The 22,754-nt window shown below is 69.0% G+C and carries 21 protein-coding genes and 1 riboswitch; of the genes, 15 read left to right on the top strand and 6 right to left on the bottom strand.

Annotated features, from left to right (window positions below; all coding sequences use genetic code 11):
* The first annotated feature begins 19 nt into the window (after nt 1–19).
* The 4 genes from ilvC to serA all read left to right on the top strand — a co-directional run bounded on the left by ilvC (nt 20) and on the right by serA (nt 5,371).
* A complete protein-coding gene (gene ilvC, locus ACZ6O0_RS27645; RefSeq protein ID WP_465768290.1) occupies nt 20–1,039 on the top strand; it encodes a ketol-acid reductoisomerase in 1,020 nt (339 codons plus the stop codon).
* A gap of 114 nt (nt 1,040–1,153) precedes the next feature.
* A complete protein-coding gene (locus ACZ6O0_RS27640) occupies nt 1,154–2,344 on the top strand; it encodes a S1 family peptidase (protein WP_465767893.1) in 1,191 nt (396 codons plus the stop codon).
* A gap of 80 nt (nt 2,345–2,424) precedes the next feature.
* Nucleotides 2,425–3,657 carry a S1 family peptidase gene (locus ACZ6O0_RS27635; RefSeq protein WP_465767892.1) on the top strand — a complete coding sequence of 411 codons (1,233 nt, stop codon included), beginning with the start codon at nt 2,425–2,427 and terminating at the stop codon, nt 3,655–3,657.
* A 115-nt stretch (nt 3,658–3,772) separates the two neighbouring features.
* Nucleotides 3,773–5,371 (top strand): phosphoglycerate dehydrogenase, encoded by a 1,599-nt coding sequence (gene serA, locus ACZ6O0_RS27630; protein WP_465767891.1) that lies wholly within the window; start codon nt 3,773–3,775, stop codon nt 5,369–5,371.
* 109 nt (nt 5,372–5,480) lie between these two features.
* Here serA and ACZ6O0_RS27625 read toward each other — a convergent pair whose 3' ends face one another.
* Entirely contained in the window at nt 5,481–6,047 is a 567-nt protein-coding gene (locus tag ACZ6O0_RS27625; RefSeq protein ID WP_465767890.1) for an O-methyltransferase, read from the bottom strand.
* Between the two features lie 308 nt (nt 6,048–6,355).
* On the opposite strand from ACZ6O0_RS27625, the gene ACZ6O0_RS27620 reads away from it, so the two are divergent.
* The 7 genes from ACZ6O0_RS27620 (at nt 6,356) to ACZ6O0_RS27590 (ending at nt 12,365) form a co-directional block, all read left to right on the top strand.
* Entirely contained in the window at nt 6,356–7,405 is a 1,050-nt protein-coding gene (locus tag ACZ6O0_RS27620; protein ID WP_465767889.1) for a 3-isopropylmalate dehydrogenase, read from the top strand.
* A 71-nt stretch (nt 7,406–7,476) separates the two neighbouring features.
* A complete protein-coding gene (locus ACZ6O0_RS27615) occupies nt 7,477–8,568 on the top strand; it encodes a branched-chain amino acid aminotransferase (protein ID WP_465767888.1) in 1,092 nt (363 codons plus the stop codon).
* Nucleotides 8,569–8,651: 83 nt separating this feature from the next.
* Entirely contained in the window at nt 8,652–9,059 is a 408-nt protein-coding gene (locus ACZ6O0_RS27610) for a hypothetical protein (protein WP_465767887.1), read from the top strand.
* 312 nt (nt 9,060–9,371) lie between these two features.
* Nucleotides 9,372–10,961 (top strand): citramalate synthase, encoded by a 1,590-nt coding sequence (gene cimA / locus ACZ6O0_RS27605; protein ID WP_465767886.1) that lies wholly within the window; start codon nt 9,372–9,374, stop codon nt 10,959–10,961.
* A complete protein-coding gene (locus ACZ6O0_RS27600; protein ID WP_465767885.1) occupies nt 10,958–11,194 on the top strand; it encodes a hypothetical protein in 237 nt (78 codons plus the stop codon). The genes cimA and ACZ6O0_RS27600 overlap by 4 nt, the downstream gene beginning before the upstream one ends.
* Nucleotides 11,195–11,245: 51 nt before the next feature.
* Nucleotides 11,246–11,698 (top strand): MarR family winged helix-turn-helix transcriptional regulator, encoded by a 453-nt coding sequence (locus ACZ6O0_RS27595; RefSeq protein ID WP_465767884.1) that lies wholly within the window; start codon nt 11,246–11,248, stop codon nt 11,696–11,698.
* A 91-nt stretch (nt 11,699–11,789) separates the two neighbouring features.
* Nucleotides 11,790–12,365, top strand: coding sequence for an isochorismatase family protein (locus tag ACZ6O0_RS27590; protein WP_465767883.1), 576 nt, complete (start codon nt 11,790–11,792; stop codon nt 12,363–12,365).
* Between the two features lie 112 nt (nt 12,366–12,477).
* On the opposite strand, the gene ACZ6O0_RS27585 is transcribed toward ACZ6O0_RS27590, so the two are convergent.
* The 4 genes from ACZ6O0_RS27585 to ACZ6O0_RS27570 all read right to left on the bottom strand — a co-directional run bounded on the left by ACZ6O0_RS27585 (nt 12,478) and on the right by ACZ6O0_RS27570 (nt 18,733).
* Nucleotides 12,478–13,545 carry a ribonucleotide-diphosphate reductase subunit beta gene (locus tag ACZ6O0_RS27585; protein ID WP_465767882.1) on the bottom strand — a complete coding sequence of 356 codons (1,068 nt, stop codon included), beginning with the start codon at nt 13,543–13,545 and terminating at the stop codon, nt 12,478–12,480.
* Nucleotides 13,542–16,400 carry a ribonucleoside-diphosphate reductase subunit alpha gene (locus ACZ6O0_RS27580; RefSeq protein ID WP_465768289.1) on the bottom strand — a complete coding sequence of 953 codons (2,859 nt, stop codon included), beginning with the start codon at nt 16,398–16,400 and terminating at the stop codon, nt 13,542–13,544. The genes ACZ6O0_RS27585 and ACZ6O0_RS27580 overlap by 4 nt, the downstream gene beginning before the upstream one ends.
* A gap of 142 nt (nt 16,401–16,542) precedes the next feature.
* A riboswitch (cobalamin riboswitch) is annotated at nt 16,543–16,698 on the bottom strand.
* Between the two features lie 78 nt (nt 16,699–16,776).
* Nucleotides 16,777–17,358, bottom strand: a complete 582-nt coding sequence (locus ACZ6O0_RS27575) for a DinB family protein (protein ID WP_465685139.1) — start codon at nt 17,356–17,358, stop codon at nt 16,777–16,779.
* A gap of 88 nt (nt 17,359–17,446) precedes the next feature.
* Entirely contained in the window at nt 17,447–18,733 is a 1,287-nt protein-coding gene (locus tag ACZ6O0_RS27570) for a Fic family protein (RefSeq protein WP_465767881.1), read from the bottom strand.
* Between the two features lie 287 nt (nt 18,734–19,020).
* Here ACZ6O0_RS27570 and ACZ6O0_RS27565 point away from each other — a divergent pair, with 287 nt between their 5' ends.
* The 4 genes from ACZ6O0_RS27565 (at nt 19,021) to ACZ6O0_RS27550 (ending at nt 22,547) form a co-directional block, all read left to right on the top strand.
* Nucleotides 19,021–19,926: a class I SAM-dependent methyltransferase gene (locus ACZ6O0_RS27565; protein ID WP_465767880.1), complete on the top strand. Its 906-nt coding sequence runs from the start codon at nt 19,021–19,023 to the stop codon at nt 19,924–19,926.
* Between the two features lie 310 nt (nt 19,927–20,236).
* Nucleotides 20,237–20,758, top strand: coding sequence for an RNA polymerase sigma factor (locus ACZ6O0_RS27560; protein WP_465767879.1), 522 nt, complete (start codon nt 20,237–20,239; stop codon nt 20,756–20,758).
* On the top strand, nt 20,755–21,864 hold the full coding sequence (locus ACZ6O0_RS27555; protein ID WP_465767878.1) for a hypothetical protein: 1,110 nt from the start codon (nt 20,755–20,757) through the stop codon (nt 21,862–21,864). The genes ACZ6O0_RS27560 and ACZ6O0_RS27555 overlap by 4 nt, the downstream gene beginning before the upstream one ends.
* A 50-nt stretch (nt 21,865–21,914) precedes the next feature.
* Nucleotides 21,915–22,547 carry a class I SAM-dependent methyltransferase gene (locus tag ACZ6O0_RS27550; RefSeq protein WP_465767877.1) on the top strand — a complete coding sequence of 211 codons (633 nt, stop codon included), beginning with the start codon at nt 21,915–21,917 and terminating at the stop codon, nt 22,545–22,547.
* 3 nt (nt 22,548–22,550) lie between these two features.
* Here ACZ6O0_RS27550 and ACZ6O0_RS27545 read toward each other — a convergent pair whose 3' ends face one another.
* Nucleotides 22,551–22,745, bottom strand: a complete 195-nt coding sequence (locus ACZ6O0_RS27545; protein WP_465767876.1) for a hypothetical protein — start codon at nt 22,743–22,745, stop codon at nt 22,551–22,553.
* Between the last annotated feature and the right edge of the window lie 9 nt (nt 22,746–22,754).

The following is a 22,754-nucleotide window of genomic DNA, read 5'->3' as shown; positions in this document are numbered from 1 at the left end:
GCCCACAGTGGCAGCTGAAATGTTCTACGACGACAACGCCGACCTGTCGGTGATCCAGGGCCGCCACGTGGCCGTGCTCGGCTACGGCTCCCAGGGCCACGCCCACGCGCTGTCCCTGCGCGACTCCGGCGTCGACGTCCGGGTCGGCCTGCCGGAGGGCTCGAAGAGCCGGGCCAAGGCCGAGGCCCAGGGCCTGCGGGTCCTCACCCCGGCCGAGGCGGTCGAGGAGGCCGACGTCATCGTCGTCCTCGCGCCGGACCCGGCCCAGCGCAAGCTCTACAAGGAGGCCATCGAGCCGAACCTGGTCGACGGCGACGCGCTCGTCTTCGGTCACGGCTTCAACATCCGGTTCGGCTACATCAAGCCGCCGGCCGGTGTGGACGTGTTCATGGTCGCCCCGAAGGGCCCGGGCCACCTGGTCCGCCGCGAGTACTCCGAGGGCCGCGGCGTACCCGTGCTGGTAGCGGTCGAGCAGGACGCCACCGGCAAGGCGTGGGACCTGGCGCTGTCGTACGCCAAGGGCATCGGCGGCCTGCGGGCCGGCGGGATCAAGACCACCTTCACCGAGGAGACCGAGACCGACCTGTTCGGTGAGCAGGCCGTCCTCTGCGGTGGCGTGTCGGCGCTGATCCAGTCCGGGTTCGAGGTGCTGACCGAGGCCGGGTACCAGCCCGAGGTCGCGTACTTCGAGTGCCTGCACGAGCTCAAGCTGATCGTCGACCTGATCTACGAAGGCGGCATCGCCAAGCAGCGCTGGTCGGTCTCCGACACCGCCGAGTACGGCGACTACGTGTCCGGCCCGCGGATCATCGACGCGTCGGTGAAGCAGCGGATGAAGGAGGTCCTCGGCGACATCACCGACGGCACCTTCGCGGCCCGCTTCATCGCCGACCAGGACGCGGGCGGCCCGGAGTTCGCCGAGTTCCGCAAGCAGAGCGAGTCCCACCCGATCGAGGCGGTCGGCAAGGAGCTGCGCGGCCTGATGGCCTGGGTGAAGTCCCACGACGACGACTACGTCGAGGGCTCCTCAGCTCGCTGACACACGACCCGAAAGGGCCCGGTCCGTCCCTGGTGGATGGCCCGGGCCCTGTCTTTTGACACAATGTGTGACGATTGCGGTCTGGACAGGTGACGTTGGGGGAGGTGACCGGGGATGGGGGACGGCGGGAACACGCTGCCGCGTCCGCCTCGGCGAGTCCCTCCGGCGGCCGGCACACTCACCCAGCTGGAGACCGGCACCCCGCGTGCCCCGGAGCCGCCACAGCGCGGGCCGTGGATCTTCGGCCGGGTCCTGGCCGGCTTTGTCGTACTGCTGGTCATTGTCGCCGGCGGTGCGACCGCGGGCTGGTACCTCCGGGACCGGAGCCTGCAAGTCAATACCGCGGACGTTCTGAACACGACCGGTCACGCCGTCGTCCGCGTACTGGCCACGACCTGCGCCGGGACCGGCGAGGCCACCGGCGTACTGACCGACGGCGGGCGGATCCTCACCGCCGCCTCCGCGGTCGAACAGCCGCGGTCGATCGTGATCGTGACCCCGGACAACAAGATCCGGCGGGCCAATCTGTTCGGCACGAGCGCCGACGGGGTCGCCGTACTGCAGCTGATCGGGCAACTGGACGGCGATCCGCTCCCGCTCGCCACCGAGGAACCCGATCCGAAGGCGGAGCGCGCCTTGATCGGCTACACCCTGGCCGGCAAACAAACCATCCAGCTTGTCGGTACGGCGGATCAGCCGCGCGCGCTCGGCGAGGTCATGAACGCGGAGAAGCTCGGCGGCCCGGTCGTCGACAAGGCCGGTCAGGTGGTCGGGATCGTCGTCGGTGACACGGTCCCGGCCGCCACGATCGTCGGCGCCGACAAGCTGCGCGGGTATGTCGTACCGCGGTCGACCGGCATCACTGCCGGTGAGGGCCGCTGTGCGGCGTCGCGCGGGCCGCAGAACGGAGTGGTGCCCGAGCTGCAGGTCGGGAGCACCCCGCTGGGGGTCCAGGCCCAGAAGCTGCTCGCCGACTACTTGACCCTGGAGAACAAGCGCGACTTCCCGGCGCTGCAGGCGCTGTACTCGAAGCGGCTGAAGAAGACGCTGACCGAGGGCAGGGACCGCGACGGCCACCAGACGTCGTACTTCTTCGGCGCCAAGATCACTGAGGTGAGCCCGGACGGGAACGGCGCCTACGCGCGACTGGCGTTCAACGTGCTGTTCGCGCCGACCGCGTCCGGCGCGGACGGGCGGGTCTGCAACCAGCTCGACCAGCGCTACCACCTCATCCGGGAGGGCGGCGCGCTCGTGATCGACCAGGCGAAGCCGATGGCCACACCGCTGAGCTGCGACTCGGAGTGACCGGCATCCGGGTTCCCGGACCTATACTTCTTGGCACAATCGATGGGGGTTGTCGTTTGTGCAAGTGATGGGGGGAACTGATGGAGGGGCGCGAGTTGCCGCGGCCGCCTCGGCGGATCCCCACGCGCGACGACGCGCACACCCAACTGGAGAGCAGTACACCGCCTGACCCCCAGCCGCCACCCCGACCGCCATGGATCTTCGGCCGGATCCTGGCCGGTGTCATCGCGCTGCTGATCATCGTTGCCGGCGGTGTGGCAGCCGGATGGTGGATCCGGTCACAAAGCGTGCGCAGCGCAACACCAGAGGTCAGTGGAACGACCAGCCCGGACATCACGGACGCCGTCGGCCAGGATGTCCTGAAGACGGCCGGTCCGGCTGTGGTCCGGGTGCTCGGCACGACCTGCGCAGGCACCGGCGAGGGGTCCGGTGTGCTTGTCGACGGGGAGACAATCCTGACTGCGGCGTCCGCGATCAAGCAGCCGCTGTCGATCGTGATCGTCACGCCCGACCATCGGATCCGGCGAGCCAATCTGGTCGGCACCAGCGCGGACGGGGTCGCCGTACTGCGTATGGTCGGGCGGCTCGGCAACAGCCCGCTGCCGCTCGCGGGCACAGGCCCCGATCCGAAAGCCGATCGCGCGCTGATCGGCTACACGGCGGCCGCCAGGGAAACGATGCAGTCGATCGGCTCGATCGCCAAGCCGGTGGCGCTCAGCACGGTCATGAACACGGCCAAACTCGGCGGCCCGGTGCTCGACAAGTCCGGCCACGTGATCGGTGTGGTCGTCGGCGACAAGGTCAAAGACAGCAGGATCGTCGGCGTCGACAAGCTCCGTGGGTACGTCGCACGCGGCTCGACCGCGATCACCGCAGAACCCGGCTCCTGTCGCCGCTCTCGCGGCGCGCAGAGTCCGGTCGTGCCGGAGCTGCAGGTCGCGAGCACGCCGTTGGCGGCCGAGGCGCAGCAGCTGCTCGCCGGCTATTTCACGCTCCAGAACCGGCACGATTTCCAGGCTGTGCAGTCGCTGTACTCCAAGAAGCTTGCCAGGTCGCTGGACGTGGAACGGGACAGCAACGGCCACCAGACGTCGTACTTCTTCCTTCCCAAGGTCACTGATGTGGCCCCGACCGAGACGGACGGAGCGGCCGCGCGGGTCTCGTTCAACGTTCTGTTCTCGCCGCGCGCCAAGGGGGCCAGAGGCGAGGCCTGTCGCCGGCTGGACTACAAGTACGACCTGGTCCGGGAGGGCGGCAAGCTGGTGATCGACGACGTGGACTCGATGTCTCCGAAGCGGGGCTGCGACGAGTGACCGGGATTCGGGTCGCTGGGTGGGGGCTGGAGGGGACGCGGTACCATCGGAGGAGCGGGCACAGCGCGGTGCTCTGTTCACACGAGCCCCTACCGCTTCTGCAGGAGATTCCTCCATGACTGACGTAACCCGGCCCGTCGTCCTGATTGCCGAAGAGCTCAGCCCGGCCACCGTCGAGGCGCTCGGCCCCGACTTCGAGATCCGGCAGATCAACGGCGCCGACCGCGCCGAGCTGCTCCCGGCCATCGCCGACGTCGACGCCATCCTGATCCGCAGCGCCACCAAGGTGGACGCTGAGGCCCTGGCCGCCGCCAAGCGCCTGAAGGTCGTCGCCCGGGCCGGTGTCGGCCTGGACAACGTGGACGTGAAGGCCGCGACCCAGGCGGGCGTGATGGTCGTGAACGCCCCGACCTCCAACATCGTCAGCGCCGCCGAGCTCGCGGTCGCGCTGCTGCTGGCCGCCGCGCGCCGGGTCCCGGCCGCCGACCAGTCGCTGAAGAACGGCGAGTGGAAGCGCAGCAAGTACTCCGGTGTCGAGCTGTTCGAGAAGACCGTCGGCATCGTCGGCCTCGGCAAGATCGGCGTCCTGGTCGCGCAGCGGCTGGCCGCCTTCGGCATGAACGTGATCGCGTACGACCCGTACGTGCAGGCCGGCCGTGCCGCGCAGATGGGCGTCCGGCTCGCCACCCTGGACGAGCTGCTGGCCTCGAGCGACTTCATCTCGGTGCACCTGCCGAAGACCCCGGAGACGATCGGCCTGATCGGCGACGAGGAGCTGCACAAGGTCAAGCCCGAGGTCATCATCGTGAACGCGGCCCGCGGCGGCATCGTCGACGAGCAGGCGCTCTACACCGCGCTCAAGGAGGGCCGGGTGGCCGGCGCCGGCCTGGACGTGTTCGCGAGCGAGCCGTGCACCGACTCGCCGCTGTTCGAGTTCGAGAACGTGGTCGCCACCCCGCACCTCGGCGCGTCCACCGACGAGGCGCAGGAGAAGGCCGGGATCGCGGTTGCCAAGTCGGTCCGGCTCGCGCTGTCGGGCGAACTCGTGCCGGACGCGGTCAACGTCCAGGGCGGCGTGATCGCCGAGGACGTCCGGCCGGGGATCGCCCTGACCGAGAAGCTCGGCCGGATCTTCACCGCGCTGGCCGGCGGCGTCGCGCAGCAGCTCGACGTCGAGGTCCGCGGCGAGATCACGCAGTACGACGTCAAGGTGCTCGAGCTGGCCGCCCTCAAGGGTGTGTTCGCGGATGTCGTCGAGGACAACGTCTCGTACGTGAACGCGCCGCTGCTCGCGGCCGAGCGGGGTCTCGAGGTCCGGCTCGTCACCGACCACGACAGCCCGGAGCACCGCAACCTGATCACGCTGCGCGGCACGCTCGCCGACGGCGCGCAGGTGTCGGTGTCGGGCACGCTGGTCGGCGTCCGGCAGTCGGAGCGGCTGGTGGAGATCGACGGGTTCGACCTCGAGGTCGAGCTGTCGGCGCACCTCGCCTTCCTCACCTACGAGGACCGGCCCGGCATCGTCGGGCAGATCGGCCGCATCCTCGGCGACGCGGACGTGAACATCGCCGGCATGCAGGTCAGCCGTGACCGCAAGGGCGGCAAGGCCCTGGTCGCGCTGTCGGTCGACTCGGCGATCGCGCCGGCCGTGCTGGACGACATCGCGAGCGCGGTCCAGGCCGACACCGCTCGTACCGTGGACCTGGAGGCGTGAGTCAGTCCAACGACTGATTTACTGGAGGTGGTCAGCCGCCCGCAGGCGCATGGCGGCTGGCAAGGGCCCGAGCTCAATAGCTCGGGCCCGCTCCATGTCCGGGCCGGGTTTAGTGCCGGGTGGCGAGCAGTACGGCGGCGTCGGCGGCGACCATCACCTCGACGGTGGTGAAGCGCTTGTCCATCAGCCACTCCTGCCGCAGCGTGTCGACGCGGCCTTCGTACATCGGCGGCCAGACCGCCGACGGCGTGAAGTCGTCGAGGACGACGAAGCCGCCGGGCTCGACCACGTCCGCGATGATGTCGCGGGCCGACAGCTTGGCCTCGCGCGCGTCCACGAACAGCAGCGCGAACGGGCCGCGCTCGATCAGCGCCGTCCAGTCCGCTGAGACGACCTCGATCCGCTCGTCCGCGGCGAACAGCTCGGCGACCGCCTGGGCCAGCTGCGGGTCGCTCTCCGCGGTGACGATCCGGGTGCTCTCGCCGGCACCGCTGCGCAGCCAGGCCGACCCGACGCCGCAGCCGGTCCCGAGCTCACCGAGCAGGCCGGTCTTGGACGCCGCCAGCGACGCGAGCAGCCGGCCGGTCTCGTTCCGCGTGGAGCTGACGAATCCGCGCCGGCCGGACAGGCTGAGGGCCGCTGAGACCAGCGGCGGCAGTTCTGGAGGAGCACTCACCGGTTGAGAGTTGCACAGCTCCGGTCCAGCACCAGCACCGGGATCTCACATAGCGGGACAAGCTGCCCGCATAGTGGTGAAATAGTCGGACGTCAGAGTAAATTCGGTCGCACCCTGCCGCCCGCGACCCGTTTCGGGAGGAGCAGCATGTACGACATGTATCCAGCCAACTGGCCCGCGATCGACGCCCGGGAGCGGAAGGTGGCGCGCCGTCGCCGGCCGACCCGCCCGGCGAGTGAGACCACGTCCGAGGCCGGGGCTGTCCAAGAGGCCATGAACCGCCGTGACAATGGGGGAGAACCCAAGAAGTGAGCGACAACAAGAACTTCACGCTGGCCGTCGTTCCCGGCGACGGGATCGGACCCGAGGTGATCACCGAGGCCCTCAAGGTGCTCGACGCGGTCGCCGCCCAGCACGGCGTGACGTTCGACCGGACGGAGTACGACCTCGGCGCGCGGCGCTGGCACGCCACCGGTGAGACGCTGCCGGACGCCGAGCTGGAGGAGATCCGCAAGCACGACGCGATCCTGCTCGGCGCGATCGGCGACCCGACGGTCCCGTCCGGCACGCTCGAGCGCGGCCTGCTGCTGAAGCTCCGCTTCACCCTCGACCACTACGTGAACCTGCGCCCCTCGAAGATCTACCCGTCCGTCGGTTCCCCGCTGGCGAACCCCGGCGACGTCGACTTCGTCGTGGTCCGTGAGGGCACCGAGGGTCCGTACGTCGGCAACGGCGGAGCCCTCCGCGTGGGCACGCCGGCCGAGATCGCGACCGAGGTGTCGGTCAACACGGCGTACGGCGTGGAGCGGGTGGTCCGGGACGCGTTCGCCCGTGCCCAGGCCCGCACGCGCAAGAAGCTCACACTGGTCCACAAGAACAACGTCCTGGTGTACTCCGGTCACCTCTGGAAGCGGACCGTCGACAAGGTCGCCGAGGAGTTCCCGGAGATCGCGGTTGACTACCTGCACGTGGACGCGGCGACCATCTTCCTGGTCACCGACCCGGCCCGGTTCGACGTGATCGTCACCGACAACCTGTTCGGCGACATCATCACCGACCTGGCGGCCGCGATCAGCGGTGGCATCGGGCTGGCGGCGAGCGCCAACATCAACCCGGACAGGACCGCGCCGAGCATGTTCGAGCCGGTGCACGGCTCCGCGCCGGACATCGCCGGCCAGCAGAAGGCCGACCCGACCGCGGCGATCCTGTCCGCCGCGCTGCTGTGCGACCACCTCGGCCTGACCGAGGCGGCGCAGGCCATCGAGGCGGCCGTCACGGCCGACATCGAGGAGCGCACGGGCGCCGTCCGGACCACCGCGGAGATCGGTGACGCGATCGCCAAGCGCGCGGCCGGGTGACGCCCGATGACCCCGTGTGAGGTCCTGGCTGCTTCTCGCATGACCAGTCGGCCAAGAGGTACGGTGCGGCTATGAGCGCCGATCTGCAGTTCACCGTTGAGCCAACCACCCAACCGGCCAGCGACGACCAGCGCGCCACGATCCTGGCGAACCCGGGATTCGGGCAGTATTTCTCCGACCACATGGCGATCGCCACGTGGACCAAGGAGAACGGCTGGCACGACGCGAGGATCACCGCCTTCGGACCGCTGGAGCTGTCTCCGGCCACCGCGGTGTTCCACTACGCCCAGACCATCTTCGAGGGGATGAAGGCCTACCGGCATCCCGACGACTCGATCCACATGTTCCGCCCCGAGGCCAACGCGGCCCGGTTCGCCCGCTCCGCGCGGCGGCTGGCGCTGCCGGAGCTGCCCGAGGCGGCCTTCCTGGACTCGCTGCGCACGCTGGTCGAGCTGGACAAGGCCTGGGTGCCCGGCGGTGGCGAGACGTCGCTCTACCTGCGGCCGTTCATGTTCGGCTCGGACCCGTTCCTCGGCGTCCGCCCGTCCGCCCAGGTCACGTACTGCGCGATCGCGTCACCGGCCGGCTCGTACTTCTCCGGTGGTGTGAAGCCGGTCCGGATCTGGCTGAGCGAGGAGTACACCCGGGCCGCCCCCGGTGGCACCGGCGCGGCCAAGACCGGCGGTAACTACGCCTCCTCGCTGCTCGCGCAGGCCGAGGCCATCGAGCAGGGCTGCGACCAGGTCGCCTTCCTCGACGCGGTCGAGAAGAAGTGGGTCGAGGAGCTCGGCGGGATGAACCTGTACTTCGTCCTCGACGACAACTCCGTGGTCACCCCGGAGCTGTCCGGCACGATCCTCGAGGGCGTCACCCGGGACTCGATCCTCAAGCTCGTCACCGACCTCGGCTACCACGTGACCGAGCGGAAGATCTCGATCGACGAGTGGCGTGACGGCGCCGCCTCCGGCAAGGTCCGCGAGGTGTTCGCCTGCGGCACCGCCGCGGTGGTCACCCCGGTCGCGTCGCTGAAGTGGAAGGACGGCGAGACCAAGGTCGGCGACGGCAACGGCGGCCCGGTCACCGCGGCCGTCCGCGGCGCCCTCCTCGACGTCCAGTACGGTCGCACCGCCGACCCGCACGGCTGGATGACCAAGGTCTGCTAGGCCGCTTTCACAGCATCTTTTCAGGTGCCGGCTGTGGACGCGTGGTCGCTGTCCACAGCCGGTCACCGATAGGGTCGGGGATCATGAGCAGCTTCCCCGACGACGTCGAGGCCTACTACGCCGACCTCGCCGAGCGGCGCGACTGGTCGCCCGAGACGGTCCGGGCGATCCGCGCCACGGTCGAGCTGATCCGGGACCTCGATCGCGGCACCGCTCCCCGTACGTACGGCGCGCTCGCCGACGACAACGGCACCGACTGGCTGTACGAGGCGGTCTGGCACGAGCGGGAGTGGGTCGTCGTCCGCCAGCTCGGCGTCCGCGAGGACGGGGAGGTCACCAGGTACTGGTGGCAGCGGCTCGAGGACGACGAGGGTCTGCTCACCGACACGTCCCTGGACCGCGACGAATGGGGCCTGAGGCCCCTGTCCCGCGACGACTTCTACACCGCCTGGGACGACCCCGGCTGGTCCCTCACCACCCTGACCGCCTGAACGACCTCGTTCCTCCGCCTGAACGACCCTCTTCTCTCCTCTTCCCTTCACAACCGGCCACGGACGGTCGCCCGAGTGGACTGAGGAGTACGCGGCAGTACTGGTCGGCGTACTGGATGTTCGTGATGCGAGACAGTCCCGCCACGGTGTGGACGTTGTGTGGCAGACTGCCAAATGTCATGAAGATCTACCGGGTCATTATTTCTTAGGCGCGCTCAGCCAGCTGTACCTGAGCGCGCAGACCTCTCGCACCTTGCGGGAGGTTTTTTGTTTGCCCGAACCGAACACCGCCAGCCCCTCGGAAGGCCGATCATGAGCATCTCGGACGAGTTCCACGTCTACGACACGACTCTGCGCGACGGCGCGCAGCAGGAGGGTTTGGCGCTGTCCGTGGCCGACAAGATCGCCATCGCGCAGCACCTGGACGACCTCGGCGTGGGCTTCATCGAGGGCGGCTGGCCCGGTGCCGTGCCCAAGGACACCGAGTTCTTCGAGCGGGCCCGGACCGAGCTGCACCTGAAGAACGCGACCTTCGCCGCCTTCGGCGCGACCCGCAAGCCCGAGACCACCGCGGCCGACGACCCGCAGGTCGCCGCCCTCCGCGACTCCGGCGCCGGCGTGGTCACACTCGTTGCCAAGAGCCACGATGCGCACGTCGAGCGGGCGCTGCGGACGACGCTCGACGAGAACCTCCGGATGGTCGCCGACACGGTCCGCCACCTGCGCGAGAGCGGCCAGCGGGTCTTCCTCGACACCGAGCACTTCTTCGACGGCTACCGCGCCAACCGTGCGTACGCACTGGAAGTCGTACGGGTAGCCGTCGAGGCCGGCGCCGATGTGGTCGCGTTGTGCGACACCAACGGCGGGACGCTGCCGAGAGAGCTGCAGGACATCGTCCGCGACGTCCTCGACTCCACCGGCGCCCGGCTCGGCATCCACTGTCACAACGACGCCGGCTGCGCGGTGGCGAACTCGATCGCCGCCGTCGAGGCCGGCGTCACGCACGTCCAGGGCACCATCAACGGGTACGGCGAACGCACCGGCAACGCCGACCTGCTCGCGATCGTCGCCAACCTCGAGCTCAAGCGGGAGATGGAACTGCTCCCGGCCGGCAAGCTCGCCGAGTCGTTCCGGATCGCCCACGCGATCGCCGAAGTGACGAACGTGCCGCCGTCGACCCGGCAGCCGTACGTCGGTGTGTCCGCGTTCGCCCACAAGGCGGGCCTGCACGCCAGTGCCATCAAGGTGGATCCCGACCTCTACCAGCACACGGATCCGGCCCAGGTGGGCAACGACATGCGGATGCTCGTCTCCGAGATGGCCGGTCGCGCGAGCATCGAGCTGAAGGGCCGCGAGCTCGGCTTCGACCTCGGCGACGACCGTGATCTGGTCAGCCGGGTCGCCGACCGGGTGAAGGAGCTGGAGGCCCGCGGGTACACGTTCGAGGCCGCCGACGCGTCGTTCGAGCTGCTGCTGACCGAGGAGGTCACCGGGAAGCGGCCGAGCTTCTTCGACGTCGAGTCGTGGCGCGTGATCACCGAGTCCCGCGCCGACGGCGAGGCGGTCTCGGAGTCGACGGTGAAGCTGGTCGCGGGCGGGGAGCGGGAGATCGTCACCGGCGAGGGCAACGGTCCGGTGAACGCTCTCGACCACGCGCTCCGCACGGCGATCGAACGCGCGTACCCGGTGGTGAACAAGTTCGAGCTGGTCGACTACAAGGTCCGGATCCTCGACCAGGGGCACGGGACGGACGCGGTGATCAGAGTGCTGATCGAGACCGCCGACGGCGAGGGCTCGTGGGTGACGGTCGGCGTCGGGCACAACATCGTCGAAGCGTCGTGGGAGGCGCTCGTCGACGGCTTCACCTTCGGGCTGCTGCGTCACAAGGAGGTCGCGCGATGACTCTGCTCGCGGTCGAACGCACCGTCACCGTCTTCACCGCCGAGGTGGTCGAGACGGAGGGGATGCTCGCGCGGATCGCCGTACAGCTGAATCCGTACGACGTCCGCGAGCTCTCGCTGTCGCTGGACAAGGGGGAGCTGCGGGTGGTCGTCGAGGGCGAGGGCTTCGACGCCGGCCGGGTCGCGGCCCGGCTCGCGAAGGTCATCGGCGTGCTCACGGTCACCATCGACTGAGATAGACAGTCTGAACTGTTCAGTTGTTACTGAGCAGCCTATGCTGGCGATATGGGTCAGCAGGTCTCGGCGTCGGCGGTGCAGGCGGCCAGTGCGGTGCGGGTCGTGTTCGGGCGGGTCAAGCGGCGGCTGAAGGAGCTCGCGACCCAGGACGACCTGACGCCGTCGCAGTCGTCGGTGCTGAGCCGGCTCGACAAGGACGGCCCGGCGTCGGCCAGTGAACTGGCGGCCGCCGAGCGGGTCCGGCCGCAGTCGATGGCGGCGATCCTGGCTGCCCTCCGCGGCGCCGATCTGATCGAGCGCCACCCCGACCCGCAGGACGGTCGCCGGCAGGTCGTCTCGCTGACCACGTCCGGACGGCACCGGATCCAGGGCGACCGGAAGGTCCGGCAGGAGTGGCTGGCCGAGACCCTGCAGGAGCGCTGCACCGAGGCCGAACGCCAGACCATCCTCAAGGCCCTCGCCCTGCTCGACAACGCTCTCGAGTCGGCGACCACTCGGTGACCCCCGACCCGGCCAGGTTCGATCGACGGATGATCGCGCCAATGGTGGTGGGTGACCGTTCTGTACCTACTTCACGGAGAAAGGCCTTCGCGTGCCCGTCACCACCCTTGACCCCAAGACCGCGCTCGTCGTTGTCGACCTGCAGAACGGCGTGGCCGCGCTGCCTGGCGAGCCGTACAGCACCGCGGAGGTGATCAGCCGGACCGCGGAGCTCGCCGACGCTTTCCGCAAGCACGACCTTCCGGTGGTGCTGGTCCGCGTCAGCTTCAGCGCTGACGGTTCGGACCGCCCGACCGGTCGCGTGGAGCTGCAGCGCCACTCGACCGGTACGCCGCCCGCCAACGCCGACCAGATCGTCGACCAACTGGCCGGGCACCCGGAAGACCTCATCGTCACCAAGCGGAACTGGGGCGCGTTCCACGGCACCGACCTCGACATCCACCTGCGCCGCCGCGGCATCACCCAGGTCGTCCTGACCGGTGTCGCGACCAGCATCGGCGTCGAGTCGACCGCCCGCGCCGCCTACGAACACGGCTACCACGTCACCCTCGCCACCGACGCGATGACCGACCTCGCCGCCGACTCCCACCAGCACGCCCTCACCCGAATCTTCCCCCGCCTCGGCGAAACCGGCACCACAACGGAGATCCTCGCCCTGCTGAGGTGAACTTGGTGAGGAACCCTCACCCGCGCCCACAACCAGCGCTCACGTACTACGGCGGAGCGGGTGCGGTCAGGCGCACGCCCGCCGGAGTCCCGGCGGGCGTGCGTCACTGGCATCAGTCCCAGCTCAGCCCGCTGGCCGACTGGTACTCGATCACGCGGGTCTCGAAGAAGTTCTTCTCCTTCTTCAGGTCCATCACCTCCGACATCCAGGCGAACGGGTTCCGGGTCTCGCCGAAGATGGGGGCGAGGCCGATCTGCTCGGCGCGGCGGTCGGTGATGAAGTGCATGTACTGCTCGCACAACTCGGCCGTCAGCCCGAGCATTCCGTTCGGCATCGTGGAGCGTCCGTACGCGACCTCCAGCTCACACGCGTCGGTGAGCATCTGCCGGACCTCGGCCTGGAACTCGGCCGTCCACAGGTGCGCGTTCTCCTGCTTGATCTGGTTGATGCAGTCGATGCCGAAGTTCAGGTGGATCGACTCGTCGCGCAGGATGTACTGGTACTGCTCGGCGATGCCGACCATCTTGTTCCGCCGGCCGAGCGACAGGATCTGCGCGAAGCCGGTGTAGAACCACATCCCCTCGAACACCACGTAGAACGCGATCAGGTCGCGCAGGAACGCGGTGTCGGCCTCCGGCGTCCCGGTCCGGAAGTCCGGATCCTCGAGGTGCTGGGTGTACTTCAGCGCCCAGGCGTCCTTGTCCGAGATCGACGGCACCTCGCGGTACATGTTGAACAGTTCGCCCTCGTCCAGGCCGAGCGACGTACAGATGTACTGGAAGGTGTGCGTGTGCACGGCCTCCTCGAACGCCTGGCGCAGCAGGTACTGCCGGCACTCGGGGTTGGTCAGCTGCCGGTAGACGGCCAGGACGATGTTGTTCGCGACCAGGGACTCCGCGGTGGCGAAGAAGCCGAGGTTGCGCTTCAGCATCAGCCGCTCGTCCTCGGTCAGGCCGTCCTTGGACTTCCACAGCGAGATGTCCGCCTGCATGGACACCTCGGTCGGCATCCAGTGGTTGTTGCAGGCGGCAAGGTATTTGTCCCAGGCCCACTGGTACTTCAACGGCAGCAACTGGTTGACGTCGGCCCGCGCGTTGATCATCGCCTTGTCGGCGACCTCGACGCGGGACGCCCCGACGGCGAGCGAGCCGAGGCCGGTGGAGTTCACGGTGTTGGTCACTGGCAGGCCTCGCAGTCGGGGTCGTCGATGGAGCAGACGGCTCCGGTGGGTTCAGGAAGCGGCAGGTCGGCCGGCACCGGCGACGGCACCGAGACGGGTACGGCGTTCAGCCGGCCGTCGGTGCCCTTCAGCGTGGACTTCTCCACGTGAGTCGCTGACTGGGAACGCAGGTAATAAGTCGTCTTGAGGCCATAGCGCCAAGCCGACCTGTACAACTCGTCCAGCGCACGGCCGGACGGTGCAGCCATGTAGAGATTGAGTGACTGCGCCTGGTCGATCCACTTCTGCCGGCGCGACGCCGCCTTGATCAGCCAGAGCGGCTCGATCTCGAACGCGGTCGCGTACAGCTCGCGCAGGTCAGCCGGGATCCGCTCGATCCCGGTCAGGATGCCGTCGTGGTACTTGAGGTCCGACACCATCACCTGGTCCCACAGGCCCCGCGCCTTCAGGTCGGCGACGAGGTACGGGTTCGCGACGGTGAACTCACCGGACATGTTCGACTTCACGAACAGGTTGCTGTACGCCGGCTCGATCGACTGGCTCACGCCGCAGATGTTGGAGATCGTCGCGGTCGGCGCGATCGCCATCACGTTCGAGTTGCGCATGCCGTCGCGCAGCACCTTCTGCCGCAGCGCGTCCCAGTCCAACTGCTTGCCCTCATCAACGATCACGTCGCCGTCCCGGGCGGTCCGGAGCAGCTCGAGCGAGTCGATCGGCAGGGTCCCCTGGCTCCACAGCGAACCGTCATACGTCGAGTAGCGGCCGCGCTCGGCGGCCAGGTCGCTGGACGCCTCGATCGCGTGGTAGCTGATCTGCTCCATCGAGCGGTCCGCGAACTCGATCGCGGCGTCGGAGGAGTACGGGATCCGCAGCGCGAACAGCGCGTCGGCGAAGCCCATCAGGCCGAGGCCGACCGGGCGGTGCCGCTGGTTCGCCCGCTCGGACTCCGGGGTGGTGTAGAAGTTCACGTCGATGACGTTGTCGAGCATCCGGACCGCGGTCTTCACCGTGTCCCGGAGCAGCTCGGCGTCGAGGCCGTCCGCGGTCAGGTGGGCGACCAGGTTGACCGAGCCGAGGTTGCAGACCGCGGTCTCGTCGACGGTCGTGTTGAGCGTGATCTCGGTGCACAGATTCGACGAGTGGACGACGCCGTCGTGCTGCTGCGGCGAGCGGACGTTGCAGGCGTCCTTGAAGGTGATCCACGGGTGCCCGGTCTCGAACAGCACCGTCAGCATCCGGCGCCACAGGTCGACGGCCTTGACCCGCTTGAACACGTGGATCTCACCACGGTCGGCGGCCTCCTCGTACCCGACGTACGCCTCGGCGAAGGCCGCGCCGTACAGATCGTGCAGGTCGAGGACCTCGTTGGGGGAGAAGAGTGTCCAGTCGCCGCCGGCCTCAACGCGCTGGAGGAACAGATCCGGCACCCAGTTCGCCGTGTTCATGTCGTGGGTCCGCCGGCGTTCGTCGCCGGTGTTCTTGCGCAGGTCGAGGAACTCCTCGACGTCGATGTGCCAGGTCTCCAAGTAGGCACAGACGGCGCCCTTCCGCTTTCCTCCTTGGTTCACCGCGACGGCGGTGTCGTTGGCGATCTTCAGGAACGGTACGACGCCCTGCGACTCACCGTTGGTGCCGCGGATCTTGGCGCCGATCCCGCGGACCGGGGTCCAGTCGTTGCCGAGGCCGCCGGAGTACTTCGCGAGCAGTGCGTTGTTGCGGATGCCGTGGAAGATGCCGGCCAGGTCGTCGTCGACCGTGGTCAGGAAGCACGACGACAACTGCGGCCGGGTGGTCCCGGAGTTGAACAGGGTCGGCGTCGACGACATGAACCGGAACGAGCTGAGCAGCTCGTAGAACTGGATCGCCCGCGCCTCGCGGTCGTCCTCGCGCAGCGCCATCCCCATCGCGACCCGGAGGAAGAACGCCTGCGGCAGCTCGAAGCGAACCTTGTCGATGTGCAGCAGATACCGGTCGTAGAGGGTCTGCAGACCGAGGAAGGTGAAGTCCAGATCGCGCTCGGGCCGGATCGCGGCGGCGAGCCGGGCCAGGTCGAAGCTGGCGAGCTCCGGGTCGAGATGCCCGGCCTCGACGCCGACCTCGATGTAGCGCGGGAAGTACTCGGCGTACGCCGCGGTCATGTCGGCCTGGCTCGCCTGCCGGGGCTCACCGTGGACGCGGCCGAGGGCCTCGCGGCGGATCTGGTCCAGCAGCAGCCGGGACGCGGCGAAGCTGTACTGCGGCTCGGTCTCGACGTACGACCGGGCGGCCATCACCAGCGCGAGCTCGACCTCGTGCTGCGCGATGCCGTCGTAGCAGGAGCCGAGGGTCTCGTCGAGGATCAGCTCGGGGTCGACCGCGTCGAGCCCGGCGGCGGCCTCGGCCACGATCACCCGCAGCCGGTCGGTGTCGAGCGGTGCCCGGCTGCCGTCGGCCGCACGGACCGTCAGCGTCGGCTTCTCGGTGACCCCGGCGGGGTCGGCGGGTGTGCGGGCCCTGGTCCGCTCTTCGCGATAAAGGACGTACGCGCGGGCGACCTGGTGCTCACCGGCGCGCATCAGCGCCAGCTCGACCTGGTCCTGGATGTCTTCGACCTGGACGCTGCGGCGGGCGTCACCGCGGCTGGTCAGGGCGCCGACGACCCGGCCGGTCAGGTCGGCCACCAGGTCGCGGACCCGGTGAGTGGCGCCGGCCCCGGCGCCCTCGACAGCGAGGAACGCCTTACTCATGGCCACGGAGATCTTGCTCGGGTCGAACGCGGTGCTACTGCCGTCGCGGCGGACGACGGTCAGCTCGATCGGCAGGTCTGCCGAGAAATCAGGGCCGGCCTGGTCGGCGGCCCGGGAGGACGAGGCGATGGTCACAGAAGCTCTCTCCACACGAGTGTCGGAGGTCCTCGACCACTGCGCGGGCAGGCGCACGACGACACGGCCGCACCGGCCGGGAACACTGCCGTCACGCCCTGCGACCCACCCGCGAGGTCTCGGACCGCGCGCACCGGTGGTGCGCGCGCCGATGGCAGGTATCCGGACTCGCGGAAGGTCTCCGCTCACCGTTGCGGGGCAGCTCCGGAGTCGCACCGGATTCCCCTGTTGCCTCGGAGTGACCCACATCTTGTGGTGCCAGCCGCTCCGAACCACCAGCAGTAGTGATGCTAGGTGGTCGCTCCGACAATTCGTGGCATTGCCGCGCCGCGCCGCGCGTGTCGCGGCGTGTCGCGCCGGCGGCCGGTCGTCACGCGGCGACCGCATACAGATCCTGGAGCGTCATGATCTCCGAGCCGTGGTGGATGAGCTCGCGATTGAGCCGGAGAACGACGTGGCCGAACGGCTCGCCCGCGTCCAGCTCGGTCGCCTGGCTGAGCCCGACCGTCATCACTTGCTCCTCGTCGAGTGCGGCGATCGATTCCTGCCACGCGTCCACCCAGTGCGTCAGCCAGGCGACCGCATCCCGCGCGTTGCCGTGCAGGGTGATGTCGGCCCGGCCCTGCCGGCTCTCGCCGAAGGTCCACTCCCAGCGCTCGAAGAAGGTCTCGGTCAGGTGGGCGATCAGCCACGCGATCGTGCGCGGGCCGCGATGATCCGGCTCGTCCGGCCATTGCGCGACCCATTCGCCGGATCCGAGCGATCGGAACCGGCCGGCGTAGTGCCGCCGGACGACGGTCAGTGCCTCGCTGCTCGGTCGCCAGAAGTACTGCTCGTCGGTCAGTTGGGCGAGCCGGCCGGACAGCACCATCCAGCTGAAGCCGAGCTGGCCTCGCACCATCGCCATCGCCGAAGGGCGGTGCAGGATGTCCCAGTCGAACGGCTCCGGCATCACGGTTCTCACGCTCCCCGTCACGGCGCCTCGATTTGAGACGCGATCGAACATGTGTTCGAATTGTGTCCCGACGGGGAGGAGAAAGTCAATGCGGATGGTGTGTTGGTTCTGGCCTCGACGGCACGGGTCTGCTAGGCGGTTGGATCCTGGTATCGGCCGCAGGGCTGGCGAAGCGCCGCTCGAGCAACGTGAAGGCGTCGATCAGTTCCGGCGCCTCGTACACCCGGTTCCGGCGGCCGTCGGTGATCTCGCGCAGGACCTTCGCCTCGACCAGCCGGGTCAGTCCCTGGTTGGCGGCCTGCTGGGACCGGTCGATGAGCTGCGCGGCCGCGGTGAGGGTGAGGACTGGAGCCGCGGGCAGTGCCTCGATCAGCAGTTCGGTCGCGGAGCCCGCGCGGACCGGAGCGGCTCGCTCGCGCCAGGCGGTCTTGAGATCGGTGGCGGTCTGTTCGAAGCGAGCCGCCTCCGCGGTCGCATGACTGCACGCCATCGCGAACATTCGCAGCCACGGGTTCGCCGCCGAGCGAGCCTTGGCGGTGGTCGCCCGCCCGACGTAACGGAAGTCGGTGAGCGCCTCGATGTACCGCGCCGCGTGCGTGGCGAGCGACAACGACACCGGTGGCACGGTCCGCGAGACCAGGCCGTCGGCCCGCAGGATCAGGTGGATCAACGCGCGCCCGGTCCGGCCGTTGCCATCGGCAAAGGGATGGATCGTCTCGAACTGCGCGTGCGCGATGGCGGTCTTGGCCAGCACCGGCAGCCGCGACTCGCGGACGAACGTCATCAGATCGGCGAGCAGGTCGGGGATCAGGTGCGCCGGCGGCGGGACGTAGTACGCCTCGGCGGGGGAGCGGCCGCCGATCCAGTTCTGCAGGTAGCGGATCTCCCCGCCGAATTCGGGGGTGGGGGACTGGGCCATCAGCCGCCGGTGCGCTTCGAGCAGGTGGTCGACCTCGAGTTTGTCGCCGGCCTGGACGGAGTCGGTCACCCAGGTCATCGCGTCGACGGCGCCGAGCACCTCCTCGGCGGTGACGTCACTGGGTGTGTTGCCGGGTCGACCACGGAGGACGTCGGCTTTGAGGAGGCGGCGTGCACCGACGACCAGTCCTTCGATCTGCGAGGACCCGACAGCCTCGGCCCGCAGCAGCAGCCGGGCGAGCGCCTCGCTGTTGGTAAGCACAGCGGCAGTCGCGTCGAGCCGGGCGAGGTCGCCGGCGGCGTCCTCCAAGGCGGCCAGGACGTCGTCGCTCAGGTCGAAGGCGCGCCCGACCAGCGGATCCGGGAAGTAGAGCTCGTAGGACCCGCCCAGCCGTTCCGCCCGGGTGAACCCGTCCGGGTGCCCAGGCCACCGATGCAACTCGACCCGTGCCATACCTCTTATTCAAGCTTATCCACAAACCTTGAACAAGAGTCCACAGGCTGTGGACGGGCGGGAGCGAGATCGAATCGTGACTACACAGCGTGGCCATCGCCGGTAAAGTTACGCGGAGTGATGTGCCGGGGGACGACCCTGAGGTCGCGGCACGAGAGTGACTGTCTTTTGAGTGACTGTCTTCTGGGGGATTCATGACGCACCGAATCGCAGCACCATGCCCGGATCCAGCCGCGGCCGCCTGAGGGCGGGATCCGCAGCCGTGACTGCGCGTAAGGGTGCTTCGAATGAGCATTAGCGGCGAGGTGTGGACCCAGCTGTGGGCAGACTGGTCGGTGGCCGAACGCAGACGGACGGAGGCGCCGGTGACGTTGGACGTCGAGACTCGCGAGATGGTGGCCGCGAACGAGGCCGACTGGGACGCCCGGGCGCCGCTGCATGCGGCCAGCCGGTTCTACAGTCAGCCCGCGGAGTACTGGTTCGCCGACTACGAGTGGGTCGATCTCGGTCCACTGCGCGAGCGCGACGTACTGCATCTGCAATGCCATCTCGGGACCGAGACCATCGCGTTCGCCCGGCGTGGTGCGCGGACCACCGGGCTCGATCTGTCGGCGAAGTCGCTGGAGGAAGCACGCCGGATCGCTGCCGACGCCGGCCAGGACGTCGACTACGTGCATGCGGATGTGTACGACGCGGTCGATGCCCTGCAGGGGCGTCAGTTCGACGTCGTCTACACCGGCAAGGGCGCGCTCTGTTATCTGCCGGATCTGCAGCACTGGGCCAAGGTCGTCCATGAACTGCTGAGACCCGGCGGTGTGTTGTACATCGTCGAGTTCCATCCGCTGCTGAACGCGTTGCGCGAGGTGTCGCTGCCGGGGGAGACCGATGAGTTGGTCATCCGTGCGGACTACCTCGAAGGTCGCGGTGCGATCGCTCATGATTCGACGGTCACGTATACGGGCGACGAGGTGCCTGGCCGGCAGCGCAGTTATGAATGGCGGCACGGGATCGGTGAGCTCGTGAGCACGCTCGCCGGTGCTGGATTCCGTCTCACCTCTTTGCGGGAGTCCGAGGTGCTGCCGTGGCCGCGGTGGCCCTCCATGCAGCAAACACCGGAAGGCTGGTGGCGGTTGCCGGACGAGGCGCCCCGCATTCCCTTGCTGTTTGCGCTCAAGGCCATTCGCGCGGATTGACTCAACCTTTCGGCGCCGGGATCGTCATTCAGGTATGGGGCTGATCCTGGGAGACGCCGTGAGCGGCAACGACGCGGGACCAACGCCGGCACACCCGGCGCGGTCCACGACCGCGCTCGCGTCGCAGCAGGCACCAGAGCCGAGCTCCGAGGACCCGTCGCTGTCCGGGTCGGCGCCGCGGTCTGAGCCGGTATCCGGGCCCGGGTCGGGGCCGAGGTTTGAGCCGGTGTCCGGGCCTGGGTCGGAGGCGGGGTTGGGGCTGAGGTCTGAGCCGGCGTCCGGGTCGGAGGCGGTGTCCGGGTCGGGGCCGGTGGCGGGGCGAGTTTCCCGGGCGCCGGGGGTGGAGGCGGGGGATCCGCCGTTCGAGGGGTTCGAGGGGTTGTTTCGGGCGCATGCCGGGCGGCTGGTGCGGTTGGCGCATTTGCTGGGGGCGGAGGACGCGGAGGACGTGGTGCAGGAGGCGTTCTGCCGGCTGTACGTCGTTCGCAAGCGGCGTGAGATCGCGAACCTGCGGGGGTACCTCAACCGGATCGTGGTCAACGAAGTACGGTCCCGGCGCCGGCGCAAGGTTCTCGCCGACCGCAAGATCCTGCATCCCGGCACGGCCGCGCCCGCCGACGAACAGGTCGAGCTGGCCGAGTCCGTGCTCGGGCTGCTGCGTGCGCTCGACGACCTCGCGCCGCGGCAGCGCGAGGCTCTCGTCCTGCGCTACTGGCTCGACCTGCCGCTGGCCGAGATCGCCGACGCGATGCAGGTCCGCGTCGGCACGGTCAAGTCACTCGTGAGTCGCGGCCTGGCCAGACTCGCGGTAGAACTCGAGGAACTCCGATGAACCGCTCCGAGCGCCGGCTGACGCAAGAGCTCGATCGCGCCGCCTCAGCGGTGCAAGTCGACGTCGACCAGCTGTGGCAGTCGGTCCGCGAGCGCACCGCGGGGACCCCGGGAAGCGCGCCGCCCGCCCGCCCACCACGCTGGCGCCGACTCACGCCGTACCTGGCCGCCGCCTCGGTGGCGAGCGTCTTCGTCGTCGCCGCACTATTTGCCGATGGCAACAAATCGACAGGGCCGACGACGACACCGGAACCCGTGGTCCCGCAGAGCATCTCGCCGAGTGGACCGCTCTCCAGCGCGATCGGTGCCTGGGCCTGCCAGTACCGCCGGGAGATCGATCCGGGCATCAACAGCGTCACGGGCAAACGAGTTCGCGCCGTCCTCGATCCCGAGGAGACACCGCCGGAAGCGATCGCGTACGGCGTACCGCGGTATCAGTTCACGCTCCACGGCACGACCGGAGTGCTCGACTACGGTGACTCCTCCGGCCGGCGGATCGCCCGGACCGAGCTGACGTACACGACGAGCGGTTGGCTGGTCGGCCGGCGTACGGCGTGCTCGGGACCGGCGGGTCGACCGTCACCGGATCCGGCCGGGCTCGGTCAGTACACGTCCGCGCCGTTGCCGTTGGATGCGCAATCGGCCCAGGTCAAGGCGACGCCGCCGACCGGAGATCCGATCGTGCTCGACGACCGCAGGTACTACGACACGACGGGCATGCTGCGACATCGCACGCTGTACGTCTTCGCGATCGCGGGTGGGTACCAGTTCGCCAGCATGCCGGCCGACGGCTCGTACCGGACGGGCGCGGAGACCGAGGACACCATCGGCGCCGCCGACATGTCGCCACCGATGGGCACCAGCGACACGTACATCTACGGCGACAACGACAGCCTCGGTCTCGTCTTCACGTTCCTCACCGCGAAGAAGACCGTGGAAGGTCTGACCTCACGCGACGCCGCCACGGGGGCGGCCGGCGCAGCCCAGCAGTTCACGTTCCCCGGCGGACGCACGCTCTACACAGTCATCCCAGCACCTGCCCGGCAAGGAGGAACACTCGTCACCGTCCACCGCAGCACCGGCGACGACCCACCTCGACGCTTCTAGGGCTGACTAAATCAGTCGAAGGCGAGAGCCCGAGCTTCTAGCATCGGCGTGTGACAGAAGGCGGGCGTACCCAGCGCGAGAGCGACCTGATCGCGTACTACAACAACGAGGTCGAGGCCCGCGTCGCCCGCGAGCTCCCCGACCCGCGGGTCGAGCGGCGTACGGCGTACCTCCGGCAAATGGAGCGTGAGGACCGCAAGTCCGTCCTCGAGATCGGCTGCGGTCCTGGCCGCGACGGGCAGGCGATCGCTGAGGCAGGGTTCGACTACACGGGCGTCGATCTCGCGCCCGCCAGCGTCGAGACGTGCCGCTCGCTCGGCCTGAAGGCACAGGTCGCCTCGGTGCTGGACCTTCCGTTCGAGGACGCGACATTCGACGCCGGCTGGACGATGAGCACCCTCCTGCACGTGGCCGACGAGGACCTCGACCAGGCGCTCGCGGAGATCGTCCGAGTCCTCCGCCCCGGCGCCCCACTCGCCATCGGCCTCTGGGGCGACGCCACCGGCGGCGAGCACGTCTGGCAGGACGACTCTGGCTTCGGCCCCGGCCGCTTCTTCAGCATCCGCACCGACACCACCCTCCGCGAAACCCTCCACCACCACGCAACCGTCGAAGACTGGCTCACCTGGAACGACAGCGGCACCATGCACTACCAATGGGCACTCGTCCGCACGCCTGCCTGAACGTCAGCGTTTCTTGGGGCCTCGGAGGGCGACGTAGATCAGGGAGACGCCGGCGGCGGCGATGATGGGGCCGACGATGGCCCAGAAGGAGCTGCCGGTCATGGAGCTGCCTTTGAGGTAGCCGAGGCCCTGGAGGGTCCAGATCGCGCCGATGGCGAGGAGTAGGGCGCCCAAGGCGATGGCGACGATCTTTCCCATGGGGTGAGG

Source organism: Kribbella sp. NPDC048837, from assembly GCF_055586945.1.
The sequence above is the reverse complement of the archived record's forward strand: the minus strand, read 5'-3'. Positions and strand labels throughout refer to the sequence as shown.

What these genes read in the sequence shown, in the direction of transcription:
- cimA (WP_465767886.1), top strand. Translation starts at nt 9,372, where the DNA reads ATGAGCATCTCGGACGAGTTCCACGTCTACGACACGACTCTGCGCGAC.
- ACZ6O0_RS27595 (WP_465767884.1), top strand. Translation starts at nt 11,246, where the DNA reads ATGGGTCAGCAGGTCTCGGCGTCGGCGGTGCAGGCGGCCAGTGCGGTG.
- ACZ6O0_RS27545 (WP_465767876.1), bottom strand. Translation starts at nt 22,745, where the DNA reads ATGGGAAAGATCGTCGCCATCGCCTTGGGCGCCCTACTCCTCGCCATC.
- ilvC (WP_465768290.1), top strand. Translation starts at nt 20, where the DNA reads ATGTTCTACGACGACAACGCCGACCTGTCGGTGATCCAGGGCCGCCAC.
- ACZ6O0_RS27555 (WP_465767878.1), top strand. Translation starts at nt 20,755, where the DNA reads ATGAACCGCTCCGAGCGCCGGCTGACGCAAGAGCTCGATCGCGCCGCC.
- ACZ6O0_RS27575 (WP_465685139.1), bottom strand. Translation starts at nt 17,358, where the DNA reads ATGCCGGAGCCGTTCGACTGGGACATCCTGCACCGCCCTTCGGCGATG.
- ACZ6O0_RS27610 (WP_465767887.1), top strand. Translation starts at nt 8,652, where the DNA reads ATGAGCAGCTTCCCCGACGACGTCGAGGCCTACTACGCCGACCTCGCC.
- ACZ6O0_RS27600 (WP_465767885.1), top strand. Translation starts at nt 10,958, where the DNA reads ATGACTCTGCTCGCGGTCGAACGCACCGTCACCGTCTTCACCGCCGAG.
- ACZ6O0_RS27565 (WP_465767880.1), top strand. Translation starts at nt 19,021, where the DNA reads ATGAGCATTAGCGGCGAGGTGTGGACCCAGCTGTGGGCAGACTGGTCG.
- ACZ6O0_RS27615 (WP_465767888.1), top strand. Translation starts at nt 7,477, where the DNA reads ATGAGCGCCGATCTGCAGTTCACCGTTGAGCCAACCACCCAACCGGCC.
- ACZ6O0_RS27635 (WP_465767892.1), top strand. Translation starts at nt 2,425, where the DNA reads ATGGAGGGGCGCGAGTTGCCGCGGCCGCCTCGGCGGATCCCCACGCGC.
- ACZ6O0_RS27640 (WP_465767893.1), top strand. Translation starts at nt 1,154, where the DNA reads ATGGGGGACGGCGGGAACACGCTGCCGCGTCCGCCTCGGCGAGTCCCT.
- serA (WP_465767891.1), top strand. Translation starts at nt 3,773, where the DNA reads ATGACTGACGTAACCCGGCCCGTCGTCCTGATTGCCGAAGAGCTCAGC.
- ACZ6O0_RS27570 (WP_465767881.1), bottom strand. Translation starts at nt 18,733, where the DNA reads ATGGCACGGGTCGAGTTGCATCGGTGGCCTGGGCACCCGGACGGGTTC.